This window comes from Faecalicatena sp., assembly GCF_058819085.1.
Genome location: NZ_JBZUUL010000002.1, coordinates 233,620 through 258,782 on the forward strand (window position 1 = coordinate 233,620; position 25,163 = coordinate 258,782).

The window sequence follows — 25,163 nt, forward strand, 5'->3', positions numbered from 1 at the left end:
TAGGAACTTTGGTGACAGAGCCCAAACAACGCTTTTGACCCTGTCAACAAAATCCCTCATTAATGCCCTGCATCCATTCAAAACGGATCTTTAAAGTCCGCTTTGCTGCTTCCTCATAGCGGCGGCTGCTGTATCATCTGGCTTTCCGCCCCGCGATCTGGTCAAGTGTGACATTGAAAAGATCAGCTAATGTGATTAATTCGTAGATATCGGGTGTTCTTTTCCCGATCTCATAGTTTGATAATGTCTGCCGCTTCATGTTCAGTTGCTGTGCCAGCTGTTCCTGCGTCAGATTATGCTGTTTCCTGAGACCTCTGATATTTCTTCCAATTGTATTGCTTATCATGGTTTCCACTCCTCATTTTTTATTTATTGCTTCAAAAAGCAGGAATGGCAGATGTATTTTCCCCCTCTCCTTCATTCATCACATCTGCTTTGGAAAATATCATACAGTTTAATCTGATCAATATCAATAAATTGTTACATATTGCAACATTTTATTATTTTGTTCCATATGTCATACTAACTATTTTACCAAATAATTATAAGGAAAAACAAACAATCTTGTGGTAAAATGTAAATACTATACTTAGGGAGGTACTGTTCATGAGCAAGATGAGTCAGGAAAATTTAAAAAAACTGATCGATGTAGCAGCCGGAAGAACTCCAGCCGATACAGTCATCAAAAATTGTAAAGTAATCGATGTGTATAATGGGGGGATCATCGACGGAGACATCGCTTTGTGTGATGGATTGATCGCCGGGGTCGGAACCTACGAGGGGAAAGAAGTAGTCGATGCCAAAGGAAGATACGCTGCACCGGGATTTATCGACAGCCATATCCATATTGAATCCTCTTATGTAAGCCCGGAAGAGATCGGACGTCTCCTTGTACCCCACGGCGCTTCCACGATCATTGCAGATCCCCACGAGATCGTGAATGTCTGTGGAATACAGGGGCTTAACTACATGCTGGATGCATCTGAGGGTACGGCTCTGGATATCAAATATATGCTGCCCTCCTGTGTTCCGGCCACACCTTTTGAGAATTCCGGTGCCAATATCGATGCCAAGGCTATGGAGGAGCCTATCCGTGACGAACGTATCCTGGGACTGGGTGAATACATGAACTTCCCCGGCCTGATCGGCGCCGATAAAAGCGACCTTGCCAAGATCATGACCGCAAAAGATACCGGTAAGCTGATCGACGGACACAGCCCGGGAATCTCTGGCAATGATCTGAACGCCTACGCTGCCGCTTTAGTCCATACGGATCATGAGTGTTCTACCGTCGAAGAAATGCAGGACCGCATTTCCCGCGGGTTATATGTGCTCCTAAGAGAGGGGTCCGCATGCCACGACCTTCGCCCGCTGCTGAAAGGGCTGATACAAATGAACAGCAGACGCTGTCTGCTCTGCTCGGATGACCGCCAGCCAAAGACGATCCTGGAGCTGGGGCATCTTGACAATCACTTGAGTATCTGTGTTAAGGAGGGCGTGGATGCGATCACAGCCATCCGCATGGCAACCTTAAATGCAGCAGAATGTTTCCGCCTGTACGACCGCGGTGCTATTGCCCCCGGCCTTCGTGCGGATATTGTACTGCTTGATAACCTCAAAGACTTCAAGGTCTTAAAGGTTTGGATCGAAGGAAAGCTTGCCGCCCAGGACGGTAACTATCTGCTGCCGGTAGAAAAGTATGATAATACACCCGTAAAGGGCAGTTTCCATGTAAAAGATTTTTCTCAGGAAAAGCTCAAGCTCCATCTTAAGTCAGGTCACGTCCATGTAATCGACATCCTGCCTGGCGGTGTTGTGACCGGAAAAGGCATTGCTGATGTAGCGATTGATAAGACAGGTAACTTTGTCCGGGATCCAAATGTAGATATCGTAAAGGTTGCTGTGGTGGAGCGCCATCACGAAACCGGAAATGTAGCTTCTGCTCTGCTTCGGGGATATGGGATCAAAGAAGGCGCCGTGGCCCTCTCCGTTGCCCATGATTCCCACAATATCATTGTGGTCGGTGTAACCGATGAGGACATGGCATATGCCGTAGAAAAGCTCATCGACCAGAACGGCGGGATCGTGCTTGTAAGGGACGGCAGAGTCGTTGAGTCCATGCCAATGCCGCTGGGCGGTCTGATGAGTGACCAAAGCGGGGAATGGGTGGACAAAAAACTGAACCTGATCCACGATGCCGCTTTCAAAGAGCTGGGGATCAGCGGGGAGGTAGAACCGGTCATGACACTGTGCTTCATGTCACTGGCTGTGATCCCGGAACTAAAACTGACCGATATGGGATTATTTGATGTCACAAAGTTTGACTTCATCCCTATTGAAGCATGAGAATAGTAAAGCAGTCTCCTATAAGACGATTTTTCTGCTCCACTGCTAAAAAGGAAGGTCCGGCCGGACTTTCCTTTTTTCTTTTCTAATTCGATGAGGACGTCTTACAAATGAAATTCTTACAGATCAAATCCATAGAGATCAAATTCTTACAGATCAGAAGATTTTATATTGACAGAATGATGATATCAGTCTATAATGAACAGTGTTCAGATTAAGGAGGTACGTCATATGAATACTGTAGTCACTTCCCGCGAAGCGATCCTGGCAGAAAGCAGACGGCTTGTTATGGAAAAGGGGATCTCCGCTATCAATATGCGGACTGTGGCCGCCGCCTGTAACGTTGCGGTAGGATCCATTTATAATTACTTTCCATCCAAAGCGGATCTGATCAGCGCCACAGTAGAGGATGTCTGGACAGATATCTTTCATATGTCCGGGGAAGCTGAGGAATTTAAACATTTCACCGACTGCCTTGCCTGGATGTTTGAACGTATCCAGACAGGATGTATCAAATATCCCGGGTTCTTTACCCTGCACTCGGTCAGCTTTGCCGTGGATGATAAGGCAAAGGGCCGGCAGATGATGGAATCCTATTTCAGCCATATGAAGCAGAACCTGCTGCATGTACTGGCCTGTGACACCGCTGTCCGAGACGGGGCCTTTCATGATACTTTCACCCCAGCGCAGTTTGTCGATATGATCTTTACGCTTGCCACATCCATGTTATTGGAGGGTCAGGAAAGCTGTGAACCTCTTATGGAAATGGTAAAACGCTGTATTTATTAAATTTTCCTGCATAAGGCGGGAAAATTTTTTACGCGAAACTGAACGCAGTTCATTTAAAAACACTGTTTCATCTGCGGAGCCGCGGATCAACGTTCTATTTAGGTGGCAAATAATGAAAATACAAAAAACGTTTCATTCGGATACCAGTTTATCAAACAATTCTATTAAGAAAGGAAAACTATTATGCAGGCAATTATGGAAACTCTTTTTGACACCGTTTATCTGATCACTGTCATTACCGTAGGGGTACTGATGATCCGTAAAAATGGAGGCAGGAAACAATATCTCCTATTCGGGATCATGGCAGTCACTCTGGGGGCAGGTGATGCCTTTCATCTTGTTCCCCGTGCCTTTGCACTCTGCACGACAGGACTTGAAAATTATACCCAGGCCCTGGGCATCGGAAAGCTGATCACCTCTGTCACCATGACTATTTTTTATATTCTTCTCTACTATGTATGGAGGCTCCGCTACCAGATCCAGGGAAAAAATGGGCTTACGACAGCTGTCTATCTTCTGTCTGCTGCACGGGTCATCCTCTGTCTGTTCCCGCAGAATGCGTGGACCAGTGCAGATGCTCCTTTAAGCTGGGGGATCTACCGCAATATTCCCTTTGCAATGCTGGGAATCCTGGTGATCGTCCTGTTCTATCAGTCTGCCAGAAAGCATCATGACCGCTCCTTCCGCTTTATGTGGCTGACCATTGTACTTAGCTTTGCATTCTATATTCCGGTGGTCTTGTTTGCAGATACCATTCCGCTTTTAGGAATGCTCATGATCCCGAAGACCTGTGCCTATGTATGGACCGTTCTGATCGGATACTTTGATATGAGATCCGCACAACGATAGAAAGCACGCCTGCGCGAACTTTCTATTGTCATGAACAAACGAAGACGCGGCAGGGTCTGTCCCCGCCGCGTCCTTATAGCCGCTATCCCAGCTTATGATATTTCTTTTTATTGATCCTTTTACATTTATACATCTCTGTATCCGCCCGCTTGATGATCTCCTCGATCGTCTGCCCGCCGGACCAGTCCTTGATCTCGACCAGACCGTAACTAAAGCTTCTCGGATAAGGTTTGTCATTCTCCAGGATAAATTCATGCAGAAGTCCGTCCAATTTTTTCTCCACGGATTCCCGGTGGTTATTCGGCAGCACGATACAAAATTCGTCCCCGCCGATACGTGCAAAAACATCTGTGTTGCGGAAGGCGCTCTGTATCAGGCTGACAAAGCTGCGGATGTAGATATCGCCCTCTGTATGCCCGTATTTGTCATTGACAAGCTTTAAGCCGTCCAGATCCAGATAACAAAGCGTGACATTTATGTTCCCTTTTTGGAGCATCTCCATATACTCATTAAAGTATAACCTGTTACGGATTCCTGTTCCAGAATCATAATATGCCTTGCTGGTCAGCTTTTCGGCTTCCTCTTTCTCCTGTGTGATATCTACGACGATATGAGCAAAGGCATTGCGCCCGCGCCATTCGATCAAGAAGGTGGTCACCCTGAAAACGCCCTTCTCGTCATCCTCCATCTCCCATACCTTATACTGCTCACTGTCCTGCCAGTTCAGGATATTATTCAGGAAACTGAGCCGGTCCATACATCTAACACAGAAGTCTGAATTCACCTGATCATCCCGGTTACACTTTTCCCTCCTGTCCACAATAAGCCCGTTATCATCTCTTCGTTTATTGCAGTACACGATCTCCCTGCTCACTTCATCCACAACCAGGATCCATTCATTCCTCTTATGTGTCATCTCTACCAGGAGTTCATTATAACTCTCGATCACTTCTGCCCTCTTTTGGACCTTCTGTGCCTCCTTCTTCAAGAGGGATTCCCTTTCCCGAAGCTGGTCTGTCATGGTGTTAAAGGCCTCGGAAAACTCTCCCAGATAGGAAACATGCTGTGAATAATCCCCGGCAGCAACCTGTTTGGCCTGCCAGGTAAGATGATTCAGATTCGCATGCAGGTTCTTTAAATTTGAACACAGCATATTTTCCCTGGATGGATATACTCCTGAGAGATTCCCCCTGGAAAGCTCCGCAGAATAAGCCATCATCTCCTCCACCGCATGCTGCAGATAGGAAAGTCCCTGCCCCAGCTTTCGGTATGGTTCGTCGAGTTCTTCTATATTCAATTCTTCCACATCAGAATCATAGAGAATGCTCCGCAGATATTCAAAAAGCTTCTCACAATTATCTTTCTCCATCATAATGTTCCATCACTCCACAGGGGCTACACGGAACCTGCAAACTCTGTCTCCCGTTGCCCAGCAGTCAACTTCCACAGCCCTATACTCTCTTTTCATATAAGTAGACATAATTCCTGAAATAAATCCTTCATCATAATTACAGACCGTCTCACCAAGCAGCGGCAGGCCTGAGCAGTCCGCATCCTCAGACACCGTAAGCATGATCACACCGGTCTTTTGATCTAAGCTTTCGATCCGAAGCACGCCTATCTTTAACTCCTCCATTCGTGCCTGCAGATCTGCAATAAACTCATTGACCGTCATGGACATATCCAGCATCTGCTTCGCAAAGTAAACCCCTGCACGGTAACCGGCATTCCGAAAAACCTGTATCTGTTTTTCCTCACCGAGCTGCTCTGTCAGCTCTTCCCTCAGAGAATATTCCATCAATCGGTAAACGATGACAGGAAGCTCCTCTCCCAGATTCCCCCTGTCACCCGGATTAAAATTCATATACTCAGCTAAACTTAACTGCTTTTTATTCTCAAGAAATACATTCTCAGCCATCTTATTACTCCTCCTTATAAGCTGAAACTTGCCCACCAGTTCTTTTATATATCATGCATCGGCAGAATGTCTCTCTCTTATGGGTATCATCATACATACAGCCATCTGTCCGGCCAAGCTTCCTCAACCGCTTATGCATACTTATGATTCATTATAGCACGAATCCGTCTTTCGTGGAAGTGTCGTGTGATTTATATTCCGCTTTATTGTCTTTTTCTTCCACGATCTTCCTGTTTTTTCTACATATTCCATTATATGCTGGAGCGATTATTTTTCTTCTTTTTCTTTAGTAAAGAGTTTCGCAGGCGAAACTTGCGCCTGCAAAAAAATTCTGTCCGGCAGGTGGTCTGCTCTACAGAAACCTCCCTCCGGACAGAATGGGCTGTGCCAGAAACGACACGGTTTTTCTATTGATTAACGCTTGTCACGCAGCATGACGTCATGCGCGCCGCCCTCTACGATACTTGTAGAGGAGACCAGTGTGATCTTTGCTTTCTCCTGCAGTTCAGGGATCGTAAGTGCTCCGCAGTTGCACATCGTGGAGCGTACCTTGCTCAATGTCAGGCTTACATTATCCTTTAAGCTTCCGGCATAAGGTACAAAAGAGTCAACACCTTCCTCAAAGGAAAGCTTCTTGTCACCACCCATATCATAGCGCTGCCAGTTCCTTGCCCTTGCACTTCCTTCGCCCCAATATTCCTTCATATAACTGCCGTTGATGTTCACCCTCTTCGTCGGGCTTTCATCAAATCTTGCAAAATATCTTCCGAGCATGATGAAATCCGCTCCCATTGCAAGTGCCAGTGTAATATGATAGTCATGCACGATTCCTCCGTCAGAACAGATCGGCACATAGATCCCCGTCTCCTTATAATATTCATCACGGGCCTTTGCCACCTCGATCAGGGCAGTTGCCTGTCCCCTTCCGATCCCTTTTTGTTCACGGGTGATGCAGATGGCGCCTCCGCCGATCCCGACCTTTACAAAATCTGCTCCTGCTTCCGCCAGGAAACGGAATCCTTCCGCATCCACTACATTTCCTGCACCAACCTTCACACGATCACCGTAATTCTCTCTGATGTAGTCAATGGTCAGCTTCTGCCACTCTGAAAATCCTTCTGAACTATCGATACACAGGGCATCTGCTCCTGCTTCTACAAGGGCCGGCACCCTCTGTGCATAATCCCTCGTATTGATACCTGCTCCCACCATATAGCGCTTAGAGCTGTCGATCAATTCATTCTCATTCTTCTTATGGGTATCATAATCCTTACGGAAGACCAGATACACTAATTCCTGATTCTTATTCACAAGAGGCAGACAATTGATCTTATGCTCCCAGATGATATCATTGGCTTCCTTGAGTGTCGTATCTTCATCTGCATACACCAGGTTCTCAAGCTTAGTCATGAACTCTTTCACCCTGGTATCCATCCCCATCCTGCTCACCCGGTAATCCTTGTTCGTAACGATTCCAAGCAGCTTCCCGCTGGGGCTGCCGTCTTCTGTCACCGCGATCGTAGAATGTCCTGTCCTCTCCGTCAATGCCAGCACATCTTCCAGCGTCATCTCAGGTGAAACATTGGAATCACTCACTACAAAACCTGCACGGTAATGTTTTACTTTCCTCACCATCCCGGCCTGCTCTTCGATCGGCTGTGAGCCATAGATAAAGGACAGCCCGCCTTCCTGTGCCAGTGCGATCGCCAGCCGGTCATCCGAAACAGACTGCATGATCGCGGATACCATCGGAATATTAATGGATATCTCAGGCTCTTTCCCCTTCTCAAACTTTACCAGTGGAGTCTTAAGGCTTACGGAAGATGGGATACACTGTGCAGATGAGTACCCCGGGATCAAGAGATATTCACTAAAAGTCCTGGATGGTTCGTCAAAATAAAATGCCATGATATGCCTCCTAATTTTATTATTTTACTCATCATACCACAAATAGCACCTTCGTGAAAGCCCTCGTTTTTTCTCGTTCTCTCTTCTATTTTGTCGTTTTTGCTTCCTTCTTTGTCTCAAGTCTGCTGATGATAATGGAACATGCAGCGTCTCCGGTGATATTGACCGTTGTTCTTCCCATATCAAAGATACGGTCTACACCTGCAACCAGTGCGATTCCTTCTACAGGAAGACCGACGCTCTGAAGTACCATTGCCAGCATGACCATGCCTGCTCCCGGAACTCCCGCCGTACCAATGGATGCCAGGGTTGCAGTCAGTACGATCGTCACCATCTGCCCTAAGGTCAGGTCCACTCCATAGCAGGTCGCGATGAAAATAGCACATACTCCCTGATAAATTGCAGTTCCATCCATATTAATGGTAGCTCCCAGAGGAAGTACAAAGCTTGCCACGTCTCTTCTTGCCCCCAATTTTTCCGCACACTCCAGATTCAGCGGAAGGGTCCCTACAGAGGAAGCGCTGGAAAATGCCATGATCATCGCAGGAGCCATTCCCTTAAAGAACTGGATCGGGTTAACTCCGCCCATAGTCTTCACTGTTGTAGAATAAACAACCACTGCGTGAATGATGTATGCGATGTATGCCGCCAAAAGTACCATTGCCAGTGACCCCAATATCTCCGGCCCGTTCACCGCTACAACCGGGATGATCAGGCAGAACACACCATAAGGAGAGAGCTTTAAGATCATCGTCATAACTGCCATGCTGACGTCCGCCAGGCTGTTGATCCCTTTTGCCAGAGGTTTCCCCTTTTCCCCTGCAACAATGATGCCAAATCCGAAAAACAAAGCGATCACGATTACCTGAAGCATGGTCGCATCCACCATCGGCTGGATAAAGTTAGACGGGAAGATTCCCACCAGTGTATCCATAAAGCTGACGGAATCCGCTGCCTCGTATTCCAGCCCGCTTGTCTGAAGAACATGAAAGCTTCCTTTAAATATATTTGCCAGGATCAGACCGATCACAACTGCAAATGCTGTTGTACACATATAGTATACGACCGTTTTCCATCCGATCGATCCTACTTTCCTGATATCACTCATCGAAATGACCCCTGATATGATCGAGGTCAGCACGATGGGCACGACAATAAACTTGAGCAGGTTCAGGAAGATCGTTCCAAACGGCTTGATATAGCTCTCCGCCCACGCTGCCTTACCAGTGAACATAAAAATAAGCCCTACGATAATTCCCAGGGCCAGACCAATAAAGATCTGCATTGCCAGTGACATTTTCTTTTGTTTCTGCATAATTCCGTCCTCCAATTTATATATATTTTATATACAAATTATAAAATATATATAAATATATTGCAATCTTTATTTTATCTTTTGTCATGTTAGATAATTCACAATTCTGCCAGACAATTCACAAGCTTAATTTTAAAAGCATAATTTTTAAAAAAGGTACTGCCCAACAGCTATCATCGCTTGTTGGACAGTACCCTCTTTTATGTACACACTGTCAAAACTGATATACGCAGCCCGCTTCGCTGCTTCCCTGATAAGTTTAAAATTCTCCGCACGGTACAGGCCTGCCGAAAAAGTACCCCTGCGCATATCTGCATCCCATTGACTGCAATAGCTCAGCCTGATCTTCTTTTTCCACACCCTCTGCGATCACCTGCATCTGAAATTCTTCAGCCAGATTGATAACAAACTGCATGATCTGCTCTCTCTGCCTTGTATTTTCTCCGCACCTTAAGAACTCCAGATCCATTTTCAAAACATCTACCGGAAGCTCCGAAAGCGTGTTCAGGGAAGAATATCCTTTCCCAAAATCATCCATTTCAATAACAAAGCCCAGCTTCCTCAGCCTGCCGATGACATCAAGCATCTGCCTGGAATCTGCCGCATACGCCGATTCTGTGATCTCAAGATGCAGCTCCCCGGGGCTGATCCCATACTTTCTGACCATATCAGAAAGCTTCTGTACCATATCCTCATGATAGATATCTCTTCTTGATACATTGACCGAGATCGGGATACGCTCCCTTCCCGCATCCTTCCAGCTTCTGAGCAGCTCACAGGCCCGTTCCCACACAAAGAGGTCCATTGAATAAATGAAGCCGTTCCGCTCAAACACCGGGATGAAATCCCCGGGTGAGATCAGCCCAAATTCAGGATGTATCCAGCGCACCAGCACTTCCGCGCCGATCCTTTTTTCTGTTGAGATCTCTACTTTAGGCTGCAGATAAATATGAAAATCTCCCCGCCTCAGAGAATCCTCCATTGTATTCAGGATCTTCTGCTCAAAAAGCAGCTTTTCGCGAAGCGACTCATCATAAATTGCCAAATTCCTGCCAAATACCCCTTTGATGCTCTCCGATGCAAGATATGCACGGTCACACATGCCGGGAATCGATATCGTCCGGTCTTCTGCCTGGTATACTCCGATCTTAACCTCCAGCCTCATGGAAAGAGGATAATTCTCGATCAACGTTTCAATGTTACGGCTCAAGATCTGGTACACCATTTCCTCCCTGGGCACCAGTGCGAAAAACATATCCGCTCTTGCCCTTGTATATAAGGACGGTTCCCCCATCTGGCTGTCCAAAAGACATAGGGCCAGATCCGCCAGCAGGCGGTCTCCCGCTGCACGGCCAAAAACATCATTGACGATCTTGAAACGTTTTACATCCATGGCAATGATATCAAAATCCAGCTCCGGATTTGCTTTCATCACCTCCCCGGCTCTGTCATAAAATACGTTCTCCAGATAAAGATTGGTAAGAGGGTCCCGCTCCAGGATTTCTATGGTACATTTTGCCTTTCGCGCCTCCTCCAGCAGACCCTTTAGCTTCGCGTTGGCCTTAGCAAGCGCTCTCTGGTAATTGACCAGCTGATTATTCATCTTCTGGATCTCATAATATCCCTCTCCATATTCTTCCAGGTCTTTCAGCTGCGATTCCTCACACAGCTGAGTGCACCACTTAGTCCAGACTGCTTCCTGGCCTGGATCTTCCAGGCGGCAGATCAACAGCAGCAGACCGCCGCCGGCCTTCTTTACCGTTACCGCTGCACTCTCATGTCCGGTATTGCAAAGATCCAGGCTGTCTGATACAGTCTCCTGGCCTGCCTTTTCTAAAAGGCAGGCCAGCTTTTTAGGCTCCGCAAATACGCTGCCTGCATTCTGTCCTTTTTCCAGGAACCCTTCAGGTACACTTTCGACCACTCTTTCTACATTCCCATATCTGTCGCAAAAAGCAATACATCCAATCATCATCATTTTTACAATGTATGTTCTGCCCACGCTACAAGCTCTCTTGCATCACAGGTATATACATCTACACTCCAGTTTCTCCAGATTTCATTTGTGCTTTTAAATGCATTTCCTCCGACTGCGATCTTCACCTCTGGGTATCGTCTGCGGATCTCTTCTGTCATCTCCCGGCACTTAGGCAGATGCTGCGGCATGGTGACCGAAAGGGCTACAAGGTCCGGCTTTTGCTCTTCTATTGCGGACAGAAGTGCATCCGATGGCACTGCTGCCCCCAGGTAAACACTGTCCCAGCCGTTATACTCAAAGAGGTCCGCAACCATACGCGCCCCCAGCTCGTGTAATTCACTTCCTGCACAGGCCGCCAGCATCCTCTTTGGAACGCTTCTATCGTGCCCAAACACGATCGGAAACATCTGAGAGATCGCAAGCTGGGTCACAGAGGTACAGTAATGCTCCATATCCACAGTGATCACATGCTGGTGCCAGAGCTCACCGACCCTTCGCATTGCCTCTGTAATAATATCCACATATACAGAAGACAAGGAAATACCTCTATTGATACATTCCTGGATCAATGATACGGCCCCCTTCGTATCCGACCTTTTCAGAAGCTCCAGATACTGCTCGACCTCCTGCTCATATACGCTTTGTTCCTTCTGCTTTACGCTGCCCTCTGCAAGATATTCCTTTGTCAGGGCATCCGCGGCACTGTGAAGCAGCCCATCCAGCCTTGTCTTTTCCTCTGGTTTCATGAATCCCATGGCATCGTGTATGCTCTTAAAATGATCCGTCAGCATCTTGTATATCTGTTCCCTTGTCTTTTCTAATTTCAGCGGGCACAGTAGCTGGTAAATCCATCTTGCATATTCTTCAAAAATCTTAGGCTCCTCCAAAATATATGCGGTATAAAGATAGGTTACACAAAACTGAACTCCCTGATACAGATTCTCTTTGTCACAATTAGTCAGTGTGATGCCTTCATAAAAGTCGAGCTGGAATTGTCTGTCATAAATCTCCCTGGCCAGATGCTGGAATTTTGGTTCGTTTTCCATCATTAGTAAACTCATCACATTACTCCTTGTTTCTCAATATTAACATCTCTATTTTAACATATAAATAGCAAAAGACCAGTATTATCTTGCAGGGCTTACGTTATTTTTCTTCGCATTTATCTACATTAGAGTCGACGGCTGCCTCTAATTTTGCATAGAGAACCTGCTCCAGGAAAGTCACCTTCGTGATGGTCTTCTGAACAGACCTGTTGATTTCCAGCAGCTTACAGATATCATCCGTAAGCTCCACCGCCCTCTCAAGCTTTTTCGCTTCCGCATTCAGGATACGAGCCAGTGCACATTCTGACTTTGCGACGGACTCAATGATACTTAAGCATTCCCTGTCCTTACAGCAGCAGAGACTGCAGTCACAGAGTTCCTTCCTGCAGAAATCCAACACACATTTCAGAATGCAGGGATGGGAATGCTGATCCAGTGCCAATATGAAAAGAACAAGCTTTTCCTCCTTAATACAGCAGGTACGAAGGATCACGGCCCTGATCTTATAACAATCCGGGATCGTCAGACACTTTTCCAGCTCCTCTCTGCAGAATATCTTAAGAAACAGTCTCTGCCGGCATCTCTGGACAAGGATCAAAAGCGGAGGAATTGACAGTATACATACGTTGCTGTCCTTTTCCGTCCTTTGTACAGCCTGCGCTGTTTTTCCGTCCTTGGATATTTCTATGACACAGTTTTCATATGCCGCCAAAATCGTATTACTTTCGCATTGAAAACTTAAACTGCATATGCAGGAATCCACAGTGCAGCATTTGCATATATTCACTTCCCCGGTCTCCTCAAATTCCAGATCCAGTTTAAAGACCATATGGGACAGATGATCATCCGAGGCCCAGAAGCAGTACTCCACACTGTCATAACAAAGTGATGAATAGGGACGCTTCACCTGGCAGTGATCCAGATAGATAAAATCCCGGCTGAATCTACAGATCTTCAGCTCCGAAGGAAGCGTCAGGTAAAAAAACTGCCCGTCAAACGCCATTCCCTCGTATGGCCTGCGTGATTGTTCTGATAAACTGGTTACTGCAGCCAGTTCTAACATTTGTTCCATAAAAATTCCCTTTCTTTATTATTTTATATTTTTCTTATCCCAATCCATATCTGCGGCTTCCATCAGGACAGACGCAGCCGTATTTTCCGCTCTTTCTATTCACTATATGCTGCCCGGCAAATACGGACACCGCCCTTTCGTCCTAACCAAAAGGCTGTCCTTCGCATATGAATAATTATGGAGCTGACTGAAAGCTCTTTATCATAAACTCAAAAATCAGGAGGATCTATTATGGGTATGCCTATTATCACGCCTGGAAACACAACAGCAGACCAGGCTATAACGAACTTGATAGAATCCGTTGCAATGCAGGAAACCTCGCTTTCGCATATTTTGAACGCGGAAGGCGAAAAAATGGAATCCATTATTGATATGGAGGGAACATCGACTGATGAATTATTAAGAATGAATCATTCCGCAGAATTGATGGTCAGTGCAGTCACAAGACTGGAGCTGATCCTGCAGGGCAAGGTGGAGCTTTTTGTCCAATGCCCTTATGTATCACAAGCAGATCTAAATGGAAGGGAGGAGTAATCTATGGCAACAATATCAGGACGCGTTATATTCGACAGGGACAGAAGTGCATCTTTCTCCTCTGGTGACTCCGGGATCGCAGGGATCCCCGTTGTTTTACAAAATACAGCAACCAATGTAAGACTGACCGTTCTTACAGATGCCAGCGGCAATTATACGTTCCTCAATGTGCCGAACGGTGATTACCGGATCGTCGAATCCTTTGGAACCGCCGGCGGAGCTCCGACGCCAGGAAACTTTCAAAATGCTGCCGCCGGGAGTATCCCGCAGGGAATAAATCCCCCGGTCAGCGCAGTTACCAGTCCCCCGGCCGGAACTACCGATCTGGATGCGGTGACACCGAATACCCTTCTTGTTACGGTAACGGGGGAAGATCTGACCAATCAGAACTTTTACAACGGCCCGGTCATCTATACACCGATCGAGGCACTTCTGGATCAATGTGCCATCATATCCGGTGAAAATCTGATCGAGGCCGCAGATAACGGGACCTTCGGCTCTTTTCCGGCAGGAACTCCTGCCAATACCGGCGCCCCCACGGAGCCGTATCCCGATGTCACGCCTGACTTCACGTATGTACTCCCGAATCCCGCTGTTTTCGCACCATTTGGCGGGGAATATACAGTACAGAACATCATGAACAACTCCATGAGTTCAGAAATCGGTGCGTGGTGGCGCATCGCGGATCATACTGCCGGGAATGAAACCGGGCGCATGATGATCGTAAACGGATTTAATCCCGGCGCCGTCTTCTTCAGAGCCGTGGTAAATGTACAGCCGGATACCAACTACCTGTTTACCGCCTGGATCCTGAATCTGTTCAGAGTAACCGGATATCCTGATCCGGAACTAAGTGTCCGCATCCTGGATGAAAATAGCCAGGTCCTCTACAGTGCTCCGTTGGGCGTCCTGATCCCGCCGAACGTAAACGCTCCTGAGTGGAAACAGATCGGTACCGTCATCAATTCACAGGAAAACACAAGTCTCACCGTTGAATTTCTAAGTGAAGGACCTGAGGTGATCGGAAATGATTATGCCATCGATGATGTGGCATTCCAGGAAATCCTCATCCGTGAATTCACTCCCGTTAAAACATCCAGCGTTTCCTCCGTGAGTATCGGTGAGAATGTTGAGTATACCGTCACACTGACGAATACCTGTACGAATCCGCTGACCGATATAACTTTCAGAGATCTGGTCCCAGAAGGGCTGGACTTTGTCCCCGGCAGTGTAACCGTCAATGGGACCCAGATCCCGGCGGCAGACCCGAATGCAGGCTTTACGATCCCAAATATCCCGGGAGGGCAGACTGCCACAGTTACGTTCCTGGCCCTGGCCGAATCCGTACCTGCGCAGAATCCGACGCTGAACCAGGCCGTCGTCAACTACTCCTATACTCCGGTGGAAGGAGGGATCCCCGCCGAATTTGAGGTGGAATCAAATGAAGTGCCGGTTCTCGTCACCGGAACACTGGCAGATTTGTCCGTCACAAAAACGGGCAGCACCACCATACAGCAGGGCCAACGACTGACCTATACGCTCACAGTTACAAATGCCGGTCCTTCATCCGCGGAAAACGTCGTACTGACTGATACGCCCCCCGCAGTTCTTACTGAACCAGAATACTCCATCAATGGAGGGGGAACCTTCCTGCCCTGGACCGGAAGCTTAAGCCTGGGGACCCTGGACGAAGGGGAATCCAGAACCATCCTGATCCGCGGGACCGTGGGGTCTCAGGCGGAGGGACGCATTTCCAATACAGCGGTCGTTACTTCTTCCACACCCGACCCGAACCCGGATAATAACACTTCCACATTCGTAACAACTATACTCACACCAAGATGCCAGGCTCTTGTGGATCTGATCAACTCAGTTGCACTCCAGGAGGCAGCCCTTGCCCGCATCCTGAATGCAGAGGGTCTAAAGATGCAGAGCTTTATCAATATGGAGGGGATCACCAGCGGCGAACTGTTCGACCTGAACCGTTCCGTGACAGGTATGATCGGCTCCGTATCAAGACTGGAGATCGTACTCCAGGCAAAACTTCAGAATGTATCCTGTCAGCTGGAGGAATGTCTGGATAACATCTAAACGATAGAAAGCACGCTTGCGCAAACTTTCTATTGTCATGAATTTAAGGCAGGCGGCACCTGGGCGCCGCCTGCCTTACTTATTCCTGTTTCTTTTTCTTGTGTCTCTTAGACTGTGTCAATTCGTAGCTAAGGTCGATCAGGCCCTTTACCTCCCCGTCGGACACTGCCGGATCAAGAAGGATACTGATCCAGCTGTTTTTATTCATATGGTACGCCGGAAAGAAACCGTTCTTGGTCCGCAGGGAACCGATGAGGACCGGATCGCATTTTACATTGATCACATCGACTGTCTCATCTTTCGTCAGCCCCAGCTTATCCGCGCCTACCGAGAGTACGAGTGCATACCACTTTTTGTTGTCCGCATGACGCAGCACTGCATTTTGATCCATCCACGGGTAATCCGGCTCTGTGCCATATTTCTTCTTTACATAAGCAAATACTTCTTCTCTGTTCATCATTTTGTCCTTATCTCTTATGCCAATGATAAAATTCCTTTAATTGTGCTTTCCGCTCATCCGGCAGTAAGGTTTTCTTCATCCCCTGTATCGCTCCTTCCAAAGCCAGAAGCCTGTGAATACAGGCAGACTCATCGATTTCCTGAATTCTGAGCCAGGCCTGCTCTGCCCCCAGCTCCTTTAACTCATCATAAGTGCTGATTCCTGCCTCATTTAACTGTCTCTCCACTTCTTTACCGATATTCGGCAGCATTGATAATTCTCCCACACCGCACCTCCCCTGCTTTTTTGTAATTTTATTCTGCAAAATCCAGCCACTTTGAATATACTATAAATTATAGCATATTCAAAGTGTACATTCAAGGTGATCTCTAGTAATTATACATGTTTCTGAGTTTTTGCAATATGAGCTTTCATCCTGTGTTCCATTTTACATTCATATTTTTAAAAACAGCTTTTCAAAATCTTATCACTTCGTTTTTCTTTAAAATTTCATGGTTATCCATTTAAATCTCGTCCCTTCTTTATGTGTCTCATAAAATCTCCATAAAATTTGGATCTAATTCACATGGCATTTTTGATTACATATACTTTAATTATAATGCTCCTTTCTTTCTGATTTGTAAGGTTTACGAAAGCTTATTTGTATACATTACACAAAAAACGCTTTTCATACCAGCTGTTATTTGATAGAATGAAATAAAAACAGAATAATCCATTTGCGGGACGCCCTTTAGGTAGACCTTATTCTGCAGCTTATGCTGCGGACCCGCCCGCCAGGGCATGCATTATTCTGCAGCTTATGCTGCAGATCCGCACATCACATAATAGTAATCTTTTGGGGGGATTTTCAATGAAAAATAAAAATGACAAGCTTTTGAGAACAAATGTCTTGATCAGCATTATTCTGATCCTGGGGTTTGCTGCTACAGCCATATTCAGTTACCGAGCCAATTATCAAGTTTCTTTAAATAATATCGAACAAGTATCCTCTCTTTCTGCCGACGGGATTTATCACCAGCTGGCCTCCCTTTTTTCCAAACCTGTCAATATTTCTCTCACGATGGCTCATGACAGCCTTCTGATCGATCATATAAATAAGGAAAACAGTACTCTTAAGGATCAGGAATATATCGATACTGTTGCAAAATATCTGAAGGCTTACCAGAAGAAATATAACTTTGATTCTGTCTTCCTTGTCTCCACCGGGTCCGGACGCTACTACAACTTTAACGGGCTGGACCGCATCCTGGAAAGAGGAGATCCTGAGAACGATTGGTATTTCAATCTCCTTGACAGCGGGGAGGAATATTCTCTAAATGTCGATAATGATCAGGTGTACGGCGCCGAAAATGTCATCACCACCTTTGTAAACTGCAAGATCCAAGGGCCTGACGGCAGCATCATCGGTGTAGTCGGCGTCGGCATTCGGATGGATTATTTAAAGGAACTGCTTCAGGTATATGAAGATAAATTTAACGTCACGGTCAGCCTGGTCGATAAGAACGGAGATATCCAGGTATCCACGTCCTATACAGGGTATGAAAAAAAGAACTGGTTTACGGTTTATGACCAGGAGAGAATTAAATCAAAAGTCCTGGAATATAACGACGCTTCCAAGAATCTGGAATTATGGACAAAGGACTCTCAGAACGTAGACAAAAGTTACGTCGTAAGCCGATATATCCCCGAATTATCCTGGAACCTGATCGTGGAGCAGGATACCAGCCAGATGATCCATGATATGAGGATACGGCTTTATCAGTCCTTTTTTATCATATTGCTGGTCATTCTGATCGTATTGATCGTCATTACAACTGTCATACGCAATTTCAACGGACAGATCAGGAAGCTGGCTGATGAGCATCAGACTATGTTTAAAAAAGCAACCGAACAGCTTTACGACAGTATTTATGAGCTGAACCTGACTAAGAATTGTTATGTGGGTGAGCCTACTGAAAAGTATTTTTGCAGCATGGGGGGAGGGAAGCTGCCCTTTGACCAGGCACTGCGTGCCATTGCCAAAAGACATATCAAAGAGGAATTCCGTGATGGATATGTACAGACGTTTACACCGGAGAATGCCATCCGGGAGTTTGAGGCCGGCAACAACCATTTAAGTTATGATTTCATGATCTCCGAGGATGGGAGCAATTACCATTGGACGAGGGTGGAAACCTACCTGTTTTTCTCAAAGGAGGATCAATCCATCCATATGTTCTCCTACCGCAAAAATATAGACGCCGAAAAGAAGAAGGAACAGCAGGCTAGGCTGGATGGAATGACCGGCTTCTATACCAAGACAACTACGGAGCGCCTGATCCAGGAACAGCTTTTGAAACATCCTGATGATCTGTACGCATTTTTCATTTTTGATATCGATAATTTCAAACAGATAAACGATCAGTATGGTCACGCATTCGGAGATTACTGTATCACCAGCTTTGCCCATACTATACGCAGAAATTTCCGGGAAACCGATATTCTTGGAAGAATCGGCGGCGATGAATTTGCAGCCTTTATATCAGTTCCCTCGGAAAAATGGGTGAAAGAAAAAGCAAAGGAGCTATCGAAAGCTCTGGATATGCACTGTAACAAGGATAAGACACACTGTCATATCACTGCCAGTATCGGGGTCGCATTGTCCTCTGACACCTGCAGCGGCTTTGACTGTTTCTACCAATGTGCAGATAAAGCTCTATACCAGACAAAACAGCAAGGGAAAAATGGGTTTACCATCTATCATGAAAAAACACCTATCTGATGAAATTGGTCGGGGTCGTCTTCTCCTTCACAGGCAGTCCATAGGCTTCTTTTCCCAGCTGGATACTCTTGATGAGGAACGCCATATTTCTTGCCAGGGTGCGCATGGTCTGCAGTCCTTCGAAATCCTGGCCGGCCTCACCCGGAGTTCTTCCGTGAATGCTGTTCCAGTACTGGCTGGATGCCACCGGCATTCCTGCAATGGTAAAATACTTGTTCAGTTCATCAAAAGTGGCGGATAATCCGCCTCTTCTCGCTGCTACCACACTTGCTCCTACTTTCATGGTCTTATCAAAGTGTGTACTGTAAAACAGACGGTCAAGAAGTGCGACCAGTGTTGCATTCGCTGATGCATAATAGACTGGGCTGGCAGCTACCAGCCCGTCGCATTCCTCGAACTTCGGCGCGATCTCATTGACCGGGTCTTCAAACACACATCTGCCCTTTTCGCCGCAGGTATTGCAGGCAATGCAGCCTCTGATGGCTTGATTCCCCACATGGACGATCTCGGTCTCAATTCCTTCCTCTGCAAACACCTTCTCCATCTCCCGCAGTGCTGTATATGTATTGCCATTGCTGTGCGGGCTTCCGTTAAGCATTAATACCTTCATTTTAAACGCCTCCTAATCATATCGTGTTTCCATATAAACTTGTGTTTCTGTTGATAGGGTGAATACCACTTGTCTGTTCTCTGTCATATTCATGTATCATTTTACCACACGCTTCTGTCTTTTTCCATATTAAAGAGGCAGCTCACACATCAACGCTCATATAACAATAGGGCAGCTCAAAAGAGCTGCCCCGCCACACCTTAGATCTTCTTATTTTTTCTTCACCGGGAAGCATACTTCTGTCACCAGTTCTTCCGGATCAGATGTCTCATTCGGACTGACATGATAGATACAGAATGATTTTCCGTTGAAATCATATCCGTTTTCCACAACCCAGTTTGCCACTGCCTCATTTACCCTCGTGATCTGGTCATAACTGCCTTTATATGTGGCAGATGCAATATCGATCGGAGGAACCGTTTTAAACTTCACATGCTCCGTATCCTGATATTCCCCGACCACACTGATCTGGATCTCCACATCCGGGTCGTGCTCCTTATGTTCTTCGTCATGGAATACCGCCAGGCCATAACTCGGGGAGGCATGCTGAATCTTCTGCGGCCCTGCTTCCCGTGCCAGAGTTTCCCACAGCATTCCCTCACAGTCATATGCAGGGATCACCTGCCGTACACTTGCTACATATCTCTCAGGTATTGTCTTTAATGATACATTGTAATCCATAAAATTACCATCCTTCCTCAGCCATTTCAATGTGCTGTCAAGAAGTGTCAGCTTCTGCCGGGTTGCTTCTGCTTCTGTTTCCAGTTCCTTTTTCTTCACAAGCAGGAACTGCTCCATCTCTTTGGAATCCTCGTATTTGTTCAGGATCTCTCTGATCACAGAAAGTCCGAATCCCAAACTCTTTAAGGTCTGTATCCTGCCTGCCAGAGGAAGCTGGGCTTCGCCGTAATACCGATATCCGGTATCACCATCCACGCTGTCCGGATGAAGCAGGCCGATCTCGTCATAGTGCCTGAGCATACGAATACTGATTCTTGACAGTTTTGAAAAATCTCCTATTCTTAACATTAGTTCCACCTCACATATGTGTGTATTTCTGAGCTCAATTATAGTGTAGAGTATACCATAGTGTGAGAGTCAAGCCTATTTTAAATTTTTCTAACACTGCCTTCTGTGATCCCGTTTTCATTGAATGCATCGACACGCACATAGTATTCCTGTCCTTTTACCAGTGCCCCTATTCTCTGGGTGGTGCCAAAGATCATATAGCTGTGGTACAGTTTATCCGGGGCGTGTCCCCAGAGGATATTATATCCGACCGCCATAAAAAGAGACTGTAAAAATTCTACTCTTAGAATTTCTACAGTCTCTATCAACTTTTTTACTTGCCTGTTTTCATTTGCCTTCTACCGCCGCATTGCAGGCCGCATCGATATCCGCCGCCACTTCCTCCGGAGTCTTGTCTCCTGTCAAAAGATTCTGCATCTGAGGATAAAACACACTGCGGACATCTGTCCAGTTCGGCAGATTGCCTGTAAAGTTCACCAGCGTAGGTTCATTGGCCGCATAGGCATCGCTCATCACGATCTTATCCTTGTAGAGTTTTTGATAAGAGGTGCGTACCGGAACATTTGGAAGCGTTGCCTGCTGCAGCTCCTCATCATTGCACACGAATTGTACAAAGGCCTTCGCCGCTTTCACTTTTTCCTCATCGCCTTTATCAAAAACGCCGAAACCGCTCACAAAGGTTGTAGACATTCCCGTACCATTCACACTCGGGAAATTCACCTGGCGCGCATCCAGACCAGCTTTCTCAAAAACAGCCACATTGGCCGGATTCATCATACAGACTGCCAGCTGGTCATTCTGAAATAGTTCCATCATATCTGACAGCTCCAGATTCTCCGAAGCAGGAGGATACCAGCCACGTCCCACACCGTCCTGAATCCATTTCAGAGCTTTTATGCCTTCCGGAGTATTAACGCAGAACTTTCCATCCTCCGTGAAGAACGGACAGCCAAACGCCCGCAGCAACATCATAATATGAGTGTCTCCCTGATTATTCTTTGCATACATCATCATAGGAAACTTTGTTGGAGGCAGCTTCTCTTTCAATGTATCTAAGATCGTCGCCCACTCATCCAGTGACCAGTTTGCGATGGTTCCCTTCTCTGCAATATATTGATCCAGCCCAGCTTCCTGAAACAGCTTCGCATTATAAGCCATTGTATTAGGCAGATGATAAAACGGGATCATGTAGGTCTCTCCCTGATACATACCTTCTGACCAGATACGATCCGAGATATCATCACGCAGCTCCTCATCAATGATATCATCTAAAGGCACCATATAGCCGGAATGGATGTAACTACCCATGTTAAAGAATCCTTCAAAGAGTACATCCGGTGCTTCTTTTGTTCCGAGTTTTTCCTTGACCGCCTGTGCTTCATCAACATAGTCGAATCCCCGGACCTGATACTCTATCTCAGCCTCGGTATACTGTGCAGCAAACTTCTGCGCAGCATAATCGAGAAAATCTGTATAAGCCGAATTCTCCGCGTTCTCTCCTCCCAGTTTCCCGTAAAGAAGAGGCGGCGTGCTGATGATCAGTTCAACCTTTTCTTTTGATGTTTTCTTTGCATCCTTTTTGCCGTCTTCTCCCGATTGTGAACCACCTGCACAACCGCTGATCATTACGGTCATGATGAGTACTAATGCCAATAGTGAATAAAACTTCCTGCTACTTTTCATTCCTTTTGCCCTCCCATAATTCCTTTAAAATCCTCACCAGTTTTTCCATATCCAGCGGCTTTGAAATGTGTTCATCCATTCCCGCCTGTTTTACACTGTCAATGTCTTCCTGAAATGCATTGGCAGTGCAGGCAACGATCGTTACCTTTTTTGCATCAGGACGCTTAAGTGCCCTGATCCTGGAAGCTGCCGTACAGCCATCCATGACAGGCATCTGCATATCCATCAGAATTGCGTCTATCTCTCCTTCTTTCGAATGTTCAAACAGATCTACGGCCTCACTTCCATTCACGGCTACAAGAACCTCTGCTCCCATTTCCGTCAGCATAGCAATAAGAATCTCACGATTCAGTTCGTTGTCTTCTGCCACCAGAATCTTACGCCCGATCAAAGGCTCTTTTTCTTCCTGTACCGCTTCTATTTTCCGTATTCCGTTTTCATCCGGATAAAGAGCTCTTTGTACCAATTCTACTCTAAAAATACTGCCTCTTCCGATCTCAGAAGTGACCGAGATGGTTCCATTCATCATTTTGGCAAGCTCGTAAGAAATGGCAAGTCCCAGGCCTGTCCCGCCATGAAGCCTGGCAGTGTCTAATCGTTCCTGTTCAAACGGCATCCAGATACGCTCCTGGAAAGACTGACTCATACCGATCCCTGTATCCGAAACGGTAAATCTCGTCCGCACGTTATCCCCGTCTTCTTTCTCCTGCCAGATATGTAACTCTACCGCTCCCCCCTCATCCGTAAACTTCTGGGCATTTCCTAACAAGTTAATGAGAATCTGCTGGATCCGCACTTCATCCCCTTTGATAACCCATAAAGGCTGGTCCAGTTCTATCCTAAAACTGAGCCCTTTTCCCTTCATCTGGGAACGGAACATCGTCTCCATGTTGGTGCAGATCTCCCTCAGGCTCACTTCCCGCTCTTCCAGCATCATCTTATGACTCTCTATCTTAGACATATCCAGAATATCGCTGACCAGTGAGATCAAATACTTAGCAGTGGACTCTGCTTTTCCCAGATATTCATGATACTGTTCTTTATCATCCGGGTGTGCTTTCAGCATACCAATGCAGCCTACAATCCCATTTAGCGGGGTGCGCATCTCGTGGCTCATGTTGGAAAGAAACAGTGTCTTTGATCTGGCTGCATCCTGTGCCTGCATCATGGCAGCTTCCAGTTTTCTCTGATTTTCCTTCACCTGTGTGTAATCTGATATCACAATGATCAGGCAGGATTCTGACTTCCCGGTAATATCCGTCACCACATTATAGATTACCATATGCATCCATTTCTTCTCACCACTCTCCGGCATCGTCCATGCAAATTCCATCTCGACATGTTCGTGTTCCTCTTCACCCGGCAGATTCCTTTTATCTTTTATCTCCTGCACCTTCTCAAGCAGCAGCTCTCTGCTGTCATCATCCAAAAAGGACAGGTCGCTCTTCGTACCGATCTTGGGTGCTATTCCAAGAGTACGCACTGCATTCTCACTGATAAAATTCAAAACGCCCTTCTCAATGTCCTGTATCACAAAAACATCATCCGTGTGATTTGTCAGCAGATTAAACAGCCTTTCTCTATAAAATATTTCTTTGCTATTCTTCAAGATCATCGTGCGCTTATACGATATAAATGCAAAAATCAATACGATTGCTATGACTACACATAATATCGTCAAAAGAAATGCCGTCATCTTGAGGAAACTCATCGTCTGGCTTGAGGACACAGAATACGGCACTGTGACCACTACCATCCACTCCCCGTTTTCCAGAGGCTTAGCCGACATGATATAGGTCTCCCCGTCTAGTTTATACACGGTGTCAAACTTTTTCCCGGCAGATATTTTCTTCTCAATACTGTCATAATCGTCATTCCTGATGATCGTGCTTTTTTTTAATTCATCCAGTACATTTTCCAGCTCGATCCCCCGCTGGGTAATATCGGTAGTGATCACTACACCGTCCCGGCCAATGACCTTTGCCTGACCTTCATTGTTGAAAAATTCTAACTTCATGCTGTCTTTTACAGAATCTATGGAATATTTTCCCACCAGACCGATATAAGTGACTCCATCCACTGTCACGGGATCGATGGGGACTCCATACATAAGATTGCTGTAAAGGACAACAAATTCTTCTCTCTCCTTACTGCGCGTAACGAATCGTGTCCGATCCTCCATAAACTGACTGCCCCAGTCCTGCTTATTGATATCCTCGACCACATAATTGCCTCCATAGGACATGCCGTTCTCATCGATCAGCATTAAATCTTTGAACCCCGTTGCTTTTGTCTCCAGGTTCAGGAAATATTGTATATTCACAGCACTGTCATACCGTTCCAGCGCGAACTTCTTCCCCACTGTCTCCAGACGGTCCCACTGCTTCTCGATCTCCTGATCGACACTCTTCATATCGTGATCGGCAATCTCGCTCATATAAAACATGGTATTCGTTAAAAAGGCGTTCTCTAGCTGATGGACATAAGAATAAATCGCTGCTGCACAGGCAGCGATAAAAATAAAAGCTACTAACAGAACAATCGGCTTTCTGGTATGGACCTTGTCCTTCTTCAACTGCACATTGTGACTCTTCCCCATATCCGAACCCTCCACGTTAACCGCCACTTCTTCCTTAGTCCGAACCAGGTATAGAAACTTACACATGCAAAGGACTAATTGTAAATCTTTATCTTATAATCATACAGCAGTTTGCACATAATGTCAAAATGTATCGACAAGAAAATATGAATCAATATAGCGGCGGATGTGCCTG

The 25,163-nt window shown here is 46.3% G+C and carries 21 protein-coding genes; 6 read left to right on the top strand and 15 right to left on the bottom strand.

The window, feature by feature from the left end; all coding sequences use genetic code 11:
- Window positions 1-133: 133 nt before the first annotated feature.
- On the bottom strand, window positions 134-346 hold the full coding sequence (locus AC4OGX_RS01160) for a helix-turn-helix transcriptional regulator (protein ID WP_493327959.1): 213 nt from the start codon (window positions 344-346) through the stop codon (window positions 134-136).
- Between the two features lie 269 nt (window positions 347-615).
- On the opposite strand from AC4OGX_RS01160, the gene ade reads away from it, so the two are divergent.
- From ade to AC4OGX_RS01175, 3 genes are all read left to right on the top strand, one after another.
- On the top strand, window positions 616-2,346 hold the full coding sequence (ade, locus tag AC4OGX_RS01165; protein WP_493328098.1) for an adenine deaminase: 1,731 nt from the start codon (window positions 616-618) through the stop codon (window positions 2,344-2,346).
- Window positions 2,347-2,577: 231 nt separating this feature from the next.
- The gene (locus AC4OGX_RS01170) at window positions 2,578-3,135 is read left to right on the top strand and encodes a TetR/AcrR family transcriptional regulator (protein WP_493327960.1); all 558 of its coding nucleotides are present in this window, start codon (window positions 2,578-2,580) and stop codon (window positions 3,133-3,135) included.
- 183 nt (window positions 3,136-3,318) lie between these two features.
- Window positions 3,319-3,984 carry a hypothetical protein gene (locus AC4OGX_RS01175; protein ID WP_493327961.1) on the top strand — a complete coding sequence of 222 codons (666 nt, stop codon included), beginning with the start codon at window positions 3,319-3,321 and terminating at the stop codon, window positions 3,982-3,984.
- An 82-nt stretch (window positions 3,985-4,066) separates the two neighbouring features.
- On the opposite strand, the gene AC4OGX_RS01180 is transcribed toward AC4OGX_RS01175, so the two are convergent.
- The 7 genes from AC4OGX_RS01180 to AC4OGX_RS01210 form a co-directional block, all read right to left on the bottom strand.
- Window positions 4,067-5,356 (bottom strand): diguanylate cyclase domain-containing protein, encoded by a 1,290-nt coding sequence (locus AC4OGX_RS01180; protein ID WP_493327962.1) that lies wholly within the window; start codon window positions 5,354-5,356, stop codon window positions 4,067-4,069.
- 9 nt (window positions 5,357-5,365) lie between these two features.
- On the bottom strand, window positions 5,366-5,902 hold the full coding sequence (locus AC4OGX_RS01185; RefSeq protein ID WP_493327963.1) for a V4R domain-containing protein: 537 nt from the start codon (window positions 5,900-5,902) through the stop codon (window positions 5,366-5,368).
- Window positions 5,903-6,316: 414 nt separating this feature from the next.
- Window positions 6,317-7,810: an IMP dehydrogenase gene (locus tag AC4OGX_RS01190; protein ID WP_493327964.1), complete on the bottom strand. Its 1,494-nt coding sequence runs from the start codon at window positions 7,808-7,810 to the stop codon at window positions 6,317-6,319.
- A gap of 85 nt (window positions 7,811-7,895) precedes the next feature.
- Window positions 7,896-9,125, bottom strand: a complete 1,230-nt coding sequence (locus AC4OGX_RS01195; RefSeq protein ID WP_493327965.1) for a dicarboxylate/amino acid:cation symporter — start codon at window positions 9,123-9,125, stop codon at window positions 7,896-7,898.
- A 259-nt stretch (window positions 9,126-9,384) separates the two neighbouring features.
- Entirely contained in the window at window positions 9,385-11,127 is a 1,743-nt protein-coding gene (locus tag AC4OGX_RS01200) for an EAL domain-containing protein (protein ID WP_493327966.1), read from the bottom strand.
- Window positions 11,106-12,164 (bottom strand): cobalamin B12-binding domain-containing protein, encoded by a 1,059-nt coding sequence (locus AC4OGX_RS01205; RefSeq protein WP_493327967.1) that lies wholly within the window; start codon window positions 12,162-12,164, stop codon window positions 11,106-11,108. Before AC4OGX_RS01205 ends, AC4OGX_RS01200 begins: the two co-directional genes overlap by 22 nt.
- 85 nt (window positions 12,165-12,249) lie before the next feature.
- Entirely contained in the window at window positions 12,250-13,221 is a 972-nt protein-coding gene (locus AC4OGX_RS01210; RefSeq protein ID WP_493327968.1) for an alpha-helical endospore appendage domain-containing protein, read from the bottom strand.
- A 231-nt stretch (window positions 13,222-13,452) separates the two neighbouring features.
- Here AC4OGX_RS01210 and AC4OGX_RS01215 point away from each other — a divergent pair, with 231 nt between their 5' ends.
- Window positions 13,453-13,755 (top strand): alpha-helical endospore appendage domain-containing protein, encoded by a 303-nt coding sequence (locus tag AC4OGX_RS01215; protein ID WP_493327969.1) that lies wholly within the window; start codon window positions 13,453-13,455, stop codon window positions 13,753-13,755.
- A 3-nt stretch (window positions 13,756-13,758) separates the two neighbouring features.
- Window positions 13,759-15,846, top strand: coding sequence for an alpha-helical endospore appendage domain-containing protein (locus AC4OGX_RS01220; RefSeq protein ID WP_493327970.1), 2,088 nt, complete (start codon window positions 13,759-13,761; stop codon window positions 15,844-15,846).
- Between the two features lie 79 nt (window positions 15,847-15,925).
- Here AC4OGX_RS01220 and AC4OGX_RS01225 read toward each other — a convergent pair whose 3' ends face one another.
- Together AC4OGX_RS01225 and AC4OGX_RS01230 are read right to left on the bottom strand one after the other, a co-directional pair.
- Window positions 15,926-16,306 carry an MmcQ/YjbR family DNA-binding protein gene (locus AC4OGX_RS01225; RefSeq protein WP_493327971.1) on the bottom strand — a complete coding sequence of 127 codons (381 nt, stop codon included), beginning with the start codon at window positions 16,304-16,306 and terminating at the stop codon, window positions 15,926-15,928.
- A gap of 7 nt (window positions 16,307-16,313) precedes the next feature.
- Window positions 16,314-16,571 carry a TfoX/Sxy family protein gene (locus tag AC4OGX_RS01230; RefSeq protein ID WP_493327972.1) on the bottom strand — a complete coding sequence of 86 codons (258 nt, stop codon included), beginning with the start codon at window positions 16,569-16,571 and terminating at the stop codon, window positions 16,314-16,316.
- A 585-nt stretch (window positions 16,572-17,156) separates the two neighbouring features.
- Here AC4OGX_RS01230 and AC4OGX_RS01235 point away from each other — a divergent pair.
- Complete coding sequence (locus AC4OGX_RS01235; RefSeq protein WP_493327973.1) at window positions 17,157-19,067, top strand: sensor domain-containing diguanylate cyclase; 1,911 nt, start codon at window positions 17,157-17,159, stop codon at window positions 19,065-19,067.
- Here AC4OGX_RS01235 and AC4OGX_RS01240 read toward each other — a convergent pair.
- The 5 genes from AC4OGX_RS01240 to AC4OGX_RS01260 form a co-directional block, all read right to left on the bottom strand.
- On the bottom strand, window positions 19,060-19,677 hold the full coding sequence (locus AC4OGX_RS01240) for a flavodoxin family protein (RefSeq protein ID WP_493327974.1): 618 nt from the start codon (window positions 19,675-19,677) through the stop codon (window positions 19,060-19,062). The two genes, AC4OGX_RS01235 and AC4OGX_RS01240, sit on opposite strands and share 8 nt — an antisense overlap.
- 210 nt (window positions 19,678-19,887) lie before the next feature.
- The gene (locus AC4OGX_RS01245; RefSeq protein WP_493327975.1) at window positions 19,888-20,706 is read right to left on the bottom strand and encodes a MerR family transcriptional regulator; all 819 of its coding nucleotides are present in this window, start codon (window positions 20,704-20,706) and stop codon (window positions 19,888-19,890) included.
- A gap of 80 nt (window positions 20,707-20,786) precedes the next feature.
- Window positions 20,787-20,963, bottom strand: coding sequence for a hypothetical protein (locus AC4OGX_RS01250; RefSeq protein ID WP_493327976.1), 177 nt, complete (start codon window positions 20,961-20,963; stop codon window positions 20,787-20,789).
- A gap of 70 nt (window positions 20,964-21,033) precedes the next feature.
- Window positions 21,034-22,389 (bottom strand): ABC transporter substrate-binding protein, encoded by a 1,356-nt coding sequence (locus tag AC4OGX_RS01255; RefSeq protein ID WP_493327977.1) that lies wholly within the window; start codon window positions 22,387-22,389, stop codon window positions 21,034-21,036.
- Window positions 22,379-24,988 (bottom strand): ATP-binding protein, encoded by a 2,610-nt coding sequence (locus tag AC4OGX_RS01260; RefSeq protein WP_493327978.1) that lies wholly within the window; start codon window positions 24,986-24,988, stop codon window positions 22,379-22,381. The genes AC4OGX_RS01255 and AC4OGX_RS01260 overlap by 11 nt, the downstream gene beginning before the upstream one ends.
- Window positions 24,989-25,163: the final 175 nt, after the last annotated feature.

Coding starts and splice junctions, on each gene's coding strand:
- AC4OGX_RS01250 (WP_493327976.1), bottom strand. CDS start 20,963: ATGGCGGTCGGATATAATATCCTCTGGGGACACGCCCCGGATAAACTG.
- AC4OGX_RS01175 (WP_493327961.1), top strand. CDS start 3,319: ATGCAGGCAATTATGGAAACTCTTTTTGACACCGTTTATCTGATCACT.
- AC4OGX_RS01245 (WP_493327975.1), bottom strand. CDS start 20,706: ATGTTAAGAATAGGAGATTTTTCAAAACTGTCAAGAATCAGTATTCGT.
- AC4OGX_RS01240 (WP_493327974.1), bottom strand. CDS start 19,677: ATGAAGGTATTAATGCTTAACGGAAGCCCGCACAGCAATGGCAATACA.
- AC4OGX_RS01260 (WP_493327978.1), bottom strand. CDS start 24,988: ATGGGGAAGAGTCACAATGTGCAGTTGAAGAAGGACAAGGTCCATACC.
- AC4OGX_RS01255 (WP_493327977.1), bottom strand. CDS start 22,389: ATGAAAAGTAGCAGGAAGTTTTATTCACTATTGGCATTAGTACTCATC.
- AC4OGX_RS01195 (WP_493327965.1), bottom strand. CDS start 9,125: ATGCAGAAACAAAAGAAAATGTCACTGGCAATGCAGATCTTTATTGGT.
- AC4OGX_RS01210 (WP_493327968.1), bottom strand. CDS start 13,221: ATGGAACAAATGTTAGAACTGGCTGCAGTAACCAGTTTATCAGAACAA.
- ade (WP_493328098.1), top strand. CDS start 616: ATGAGTCAGGAAAATTTAAAAAAACTGATCGATGTAGCAGCCGGAAGA.
- AC4OGX_RS01160 (WP_493327959.1), bottom strand. CDS start 346: ATGATAAGCAATACAATTGGAAGAAATATCAGAGGTCTCAGGAAACAG.
- AC4OGX_RS01180 (WP_493327962.1), bottom strand. CDS start 5,356: ATGATGGAGAAAGATAATTGTGAGAAGCTTTTTGAATATCTGCGGAGC.
- AC4OGX_RS01215 (WP_493327969.1), top strand. CDS start 13,453: ATGGGTATGCCTATTATCACGCCTGGAAACACAACAGCAGACCAGGCT.
- AC4OGX_RS01170 (WP_493327960.1), top strand. CDS start 2,578: ATGAATACTGTAGTCACTTCCCGCGAAGCGATCCTGGCAGAAAGCAGA.
- AC4OGX_RS01205 (WP_493327967.1), bottom strand. CDS start 12,164: ATGAGTTTACTAATGATGGAAAACGAACCAAAATTCCAGCATCTGGCC.
- AC4OGX_RS01185 (WP_493327963.1), bottom strand. CDS start 5,902: ATGGCTGAGAATGTATTTCTTGAGAATAAAAAGCAGTTAAGTTTAGCT.
- AC4OGX_RS01225 (WP_493327971.1), bottom strand. CDS start 16,306: ATGATGAACAGAGAAGAAGTATTTGCTTATGTAAAGAAGAAATATGGC.
- AC4OGX_RS01190 (WP_493327964.1), bottom strand. CDS start 7,810: ATGGCATTTTATTTTGACGAACCATCCAGGACTTTTAGTGAATATCTC.
- AC4OGX_RS01220 (WP_493327970.1), top strand. CDS start 13,759: ATGGCAACAATATCAGGACGCGTTATATTCGACAGGGACAGAAGTGCA.
- AC4OGX_RS01235 (WP_493327973.1), top strand. CDS start 17,157: ATGAAAAATAAAAATGACAAGCTTTTGAGAACAAATGTCTTGATCAGC.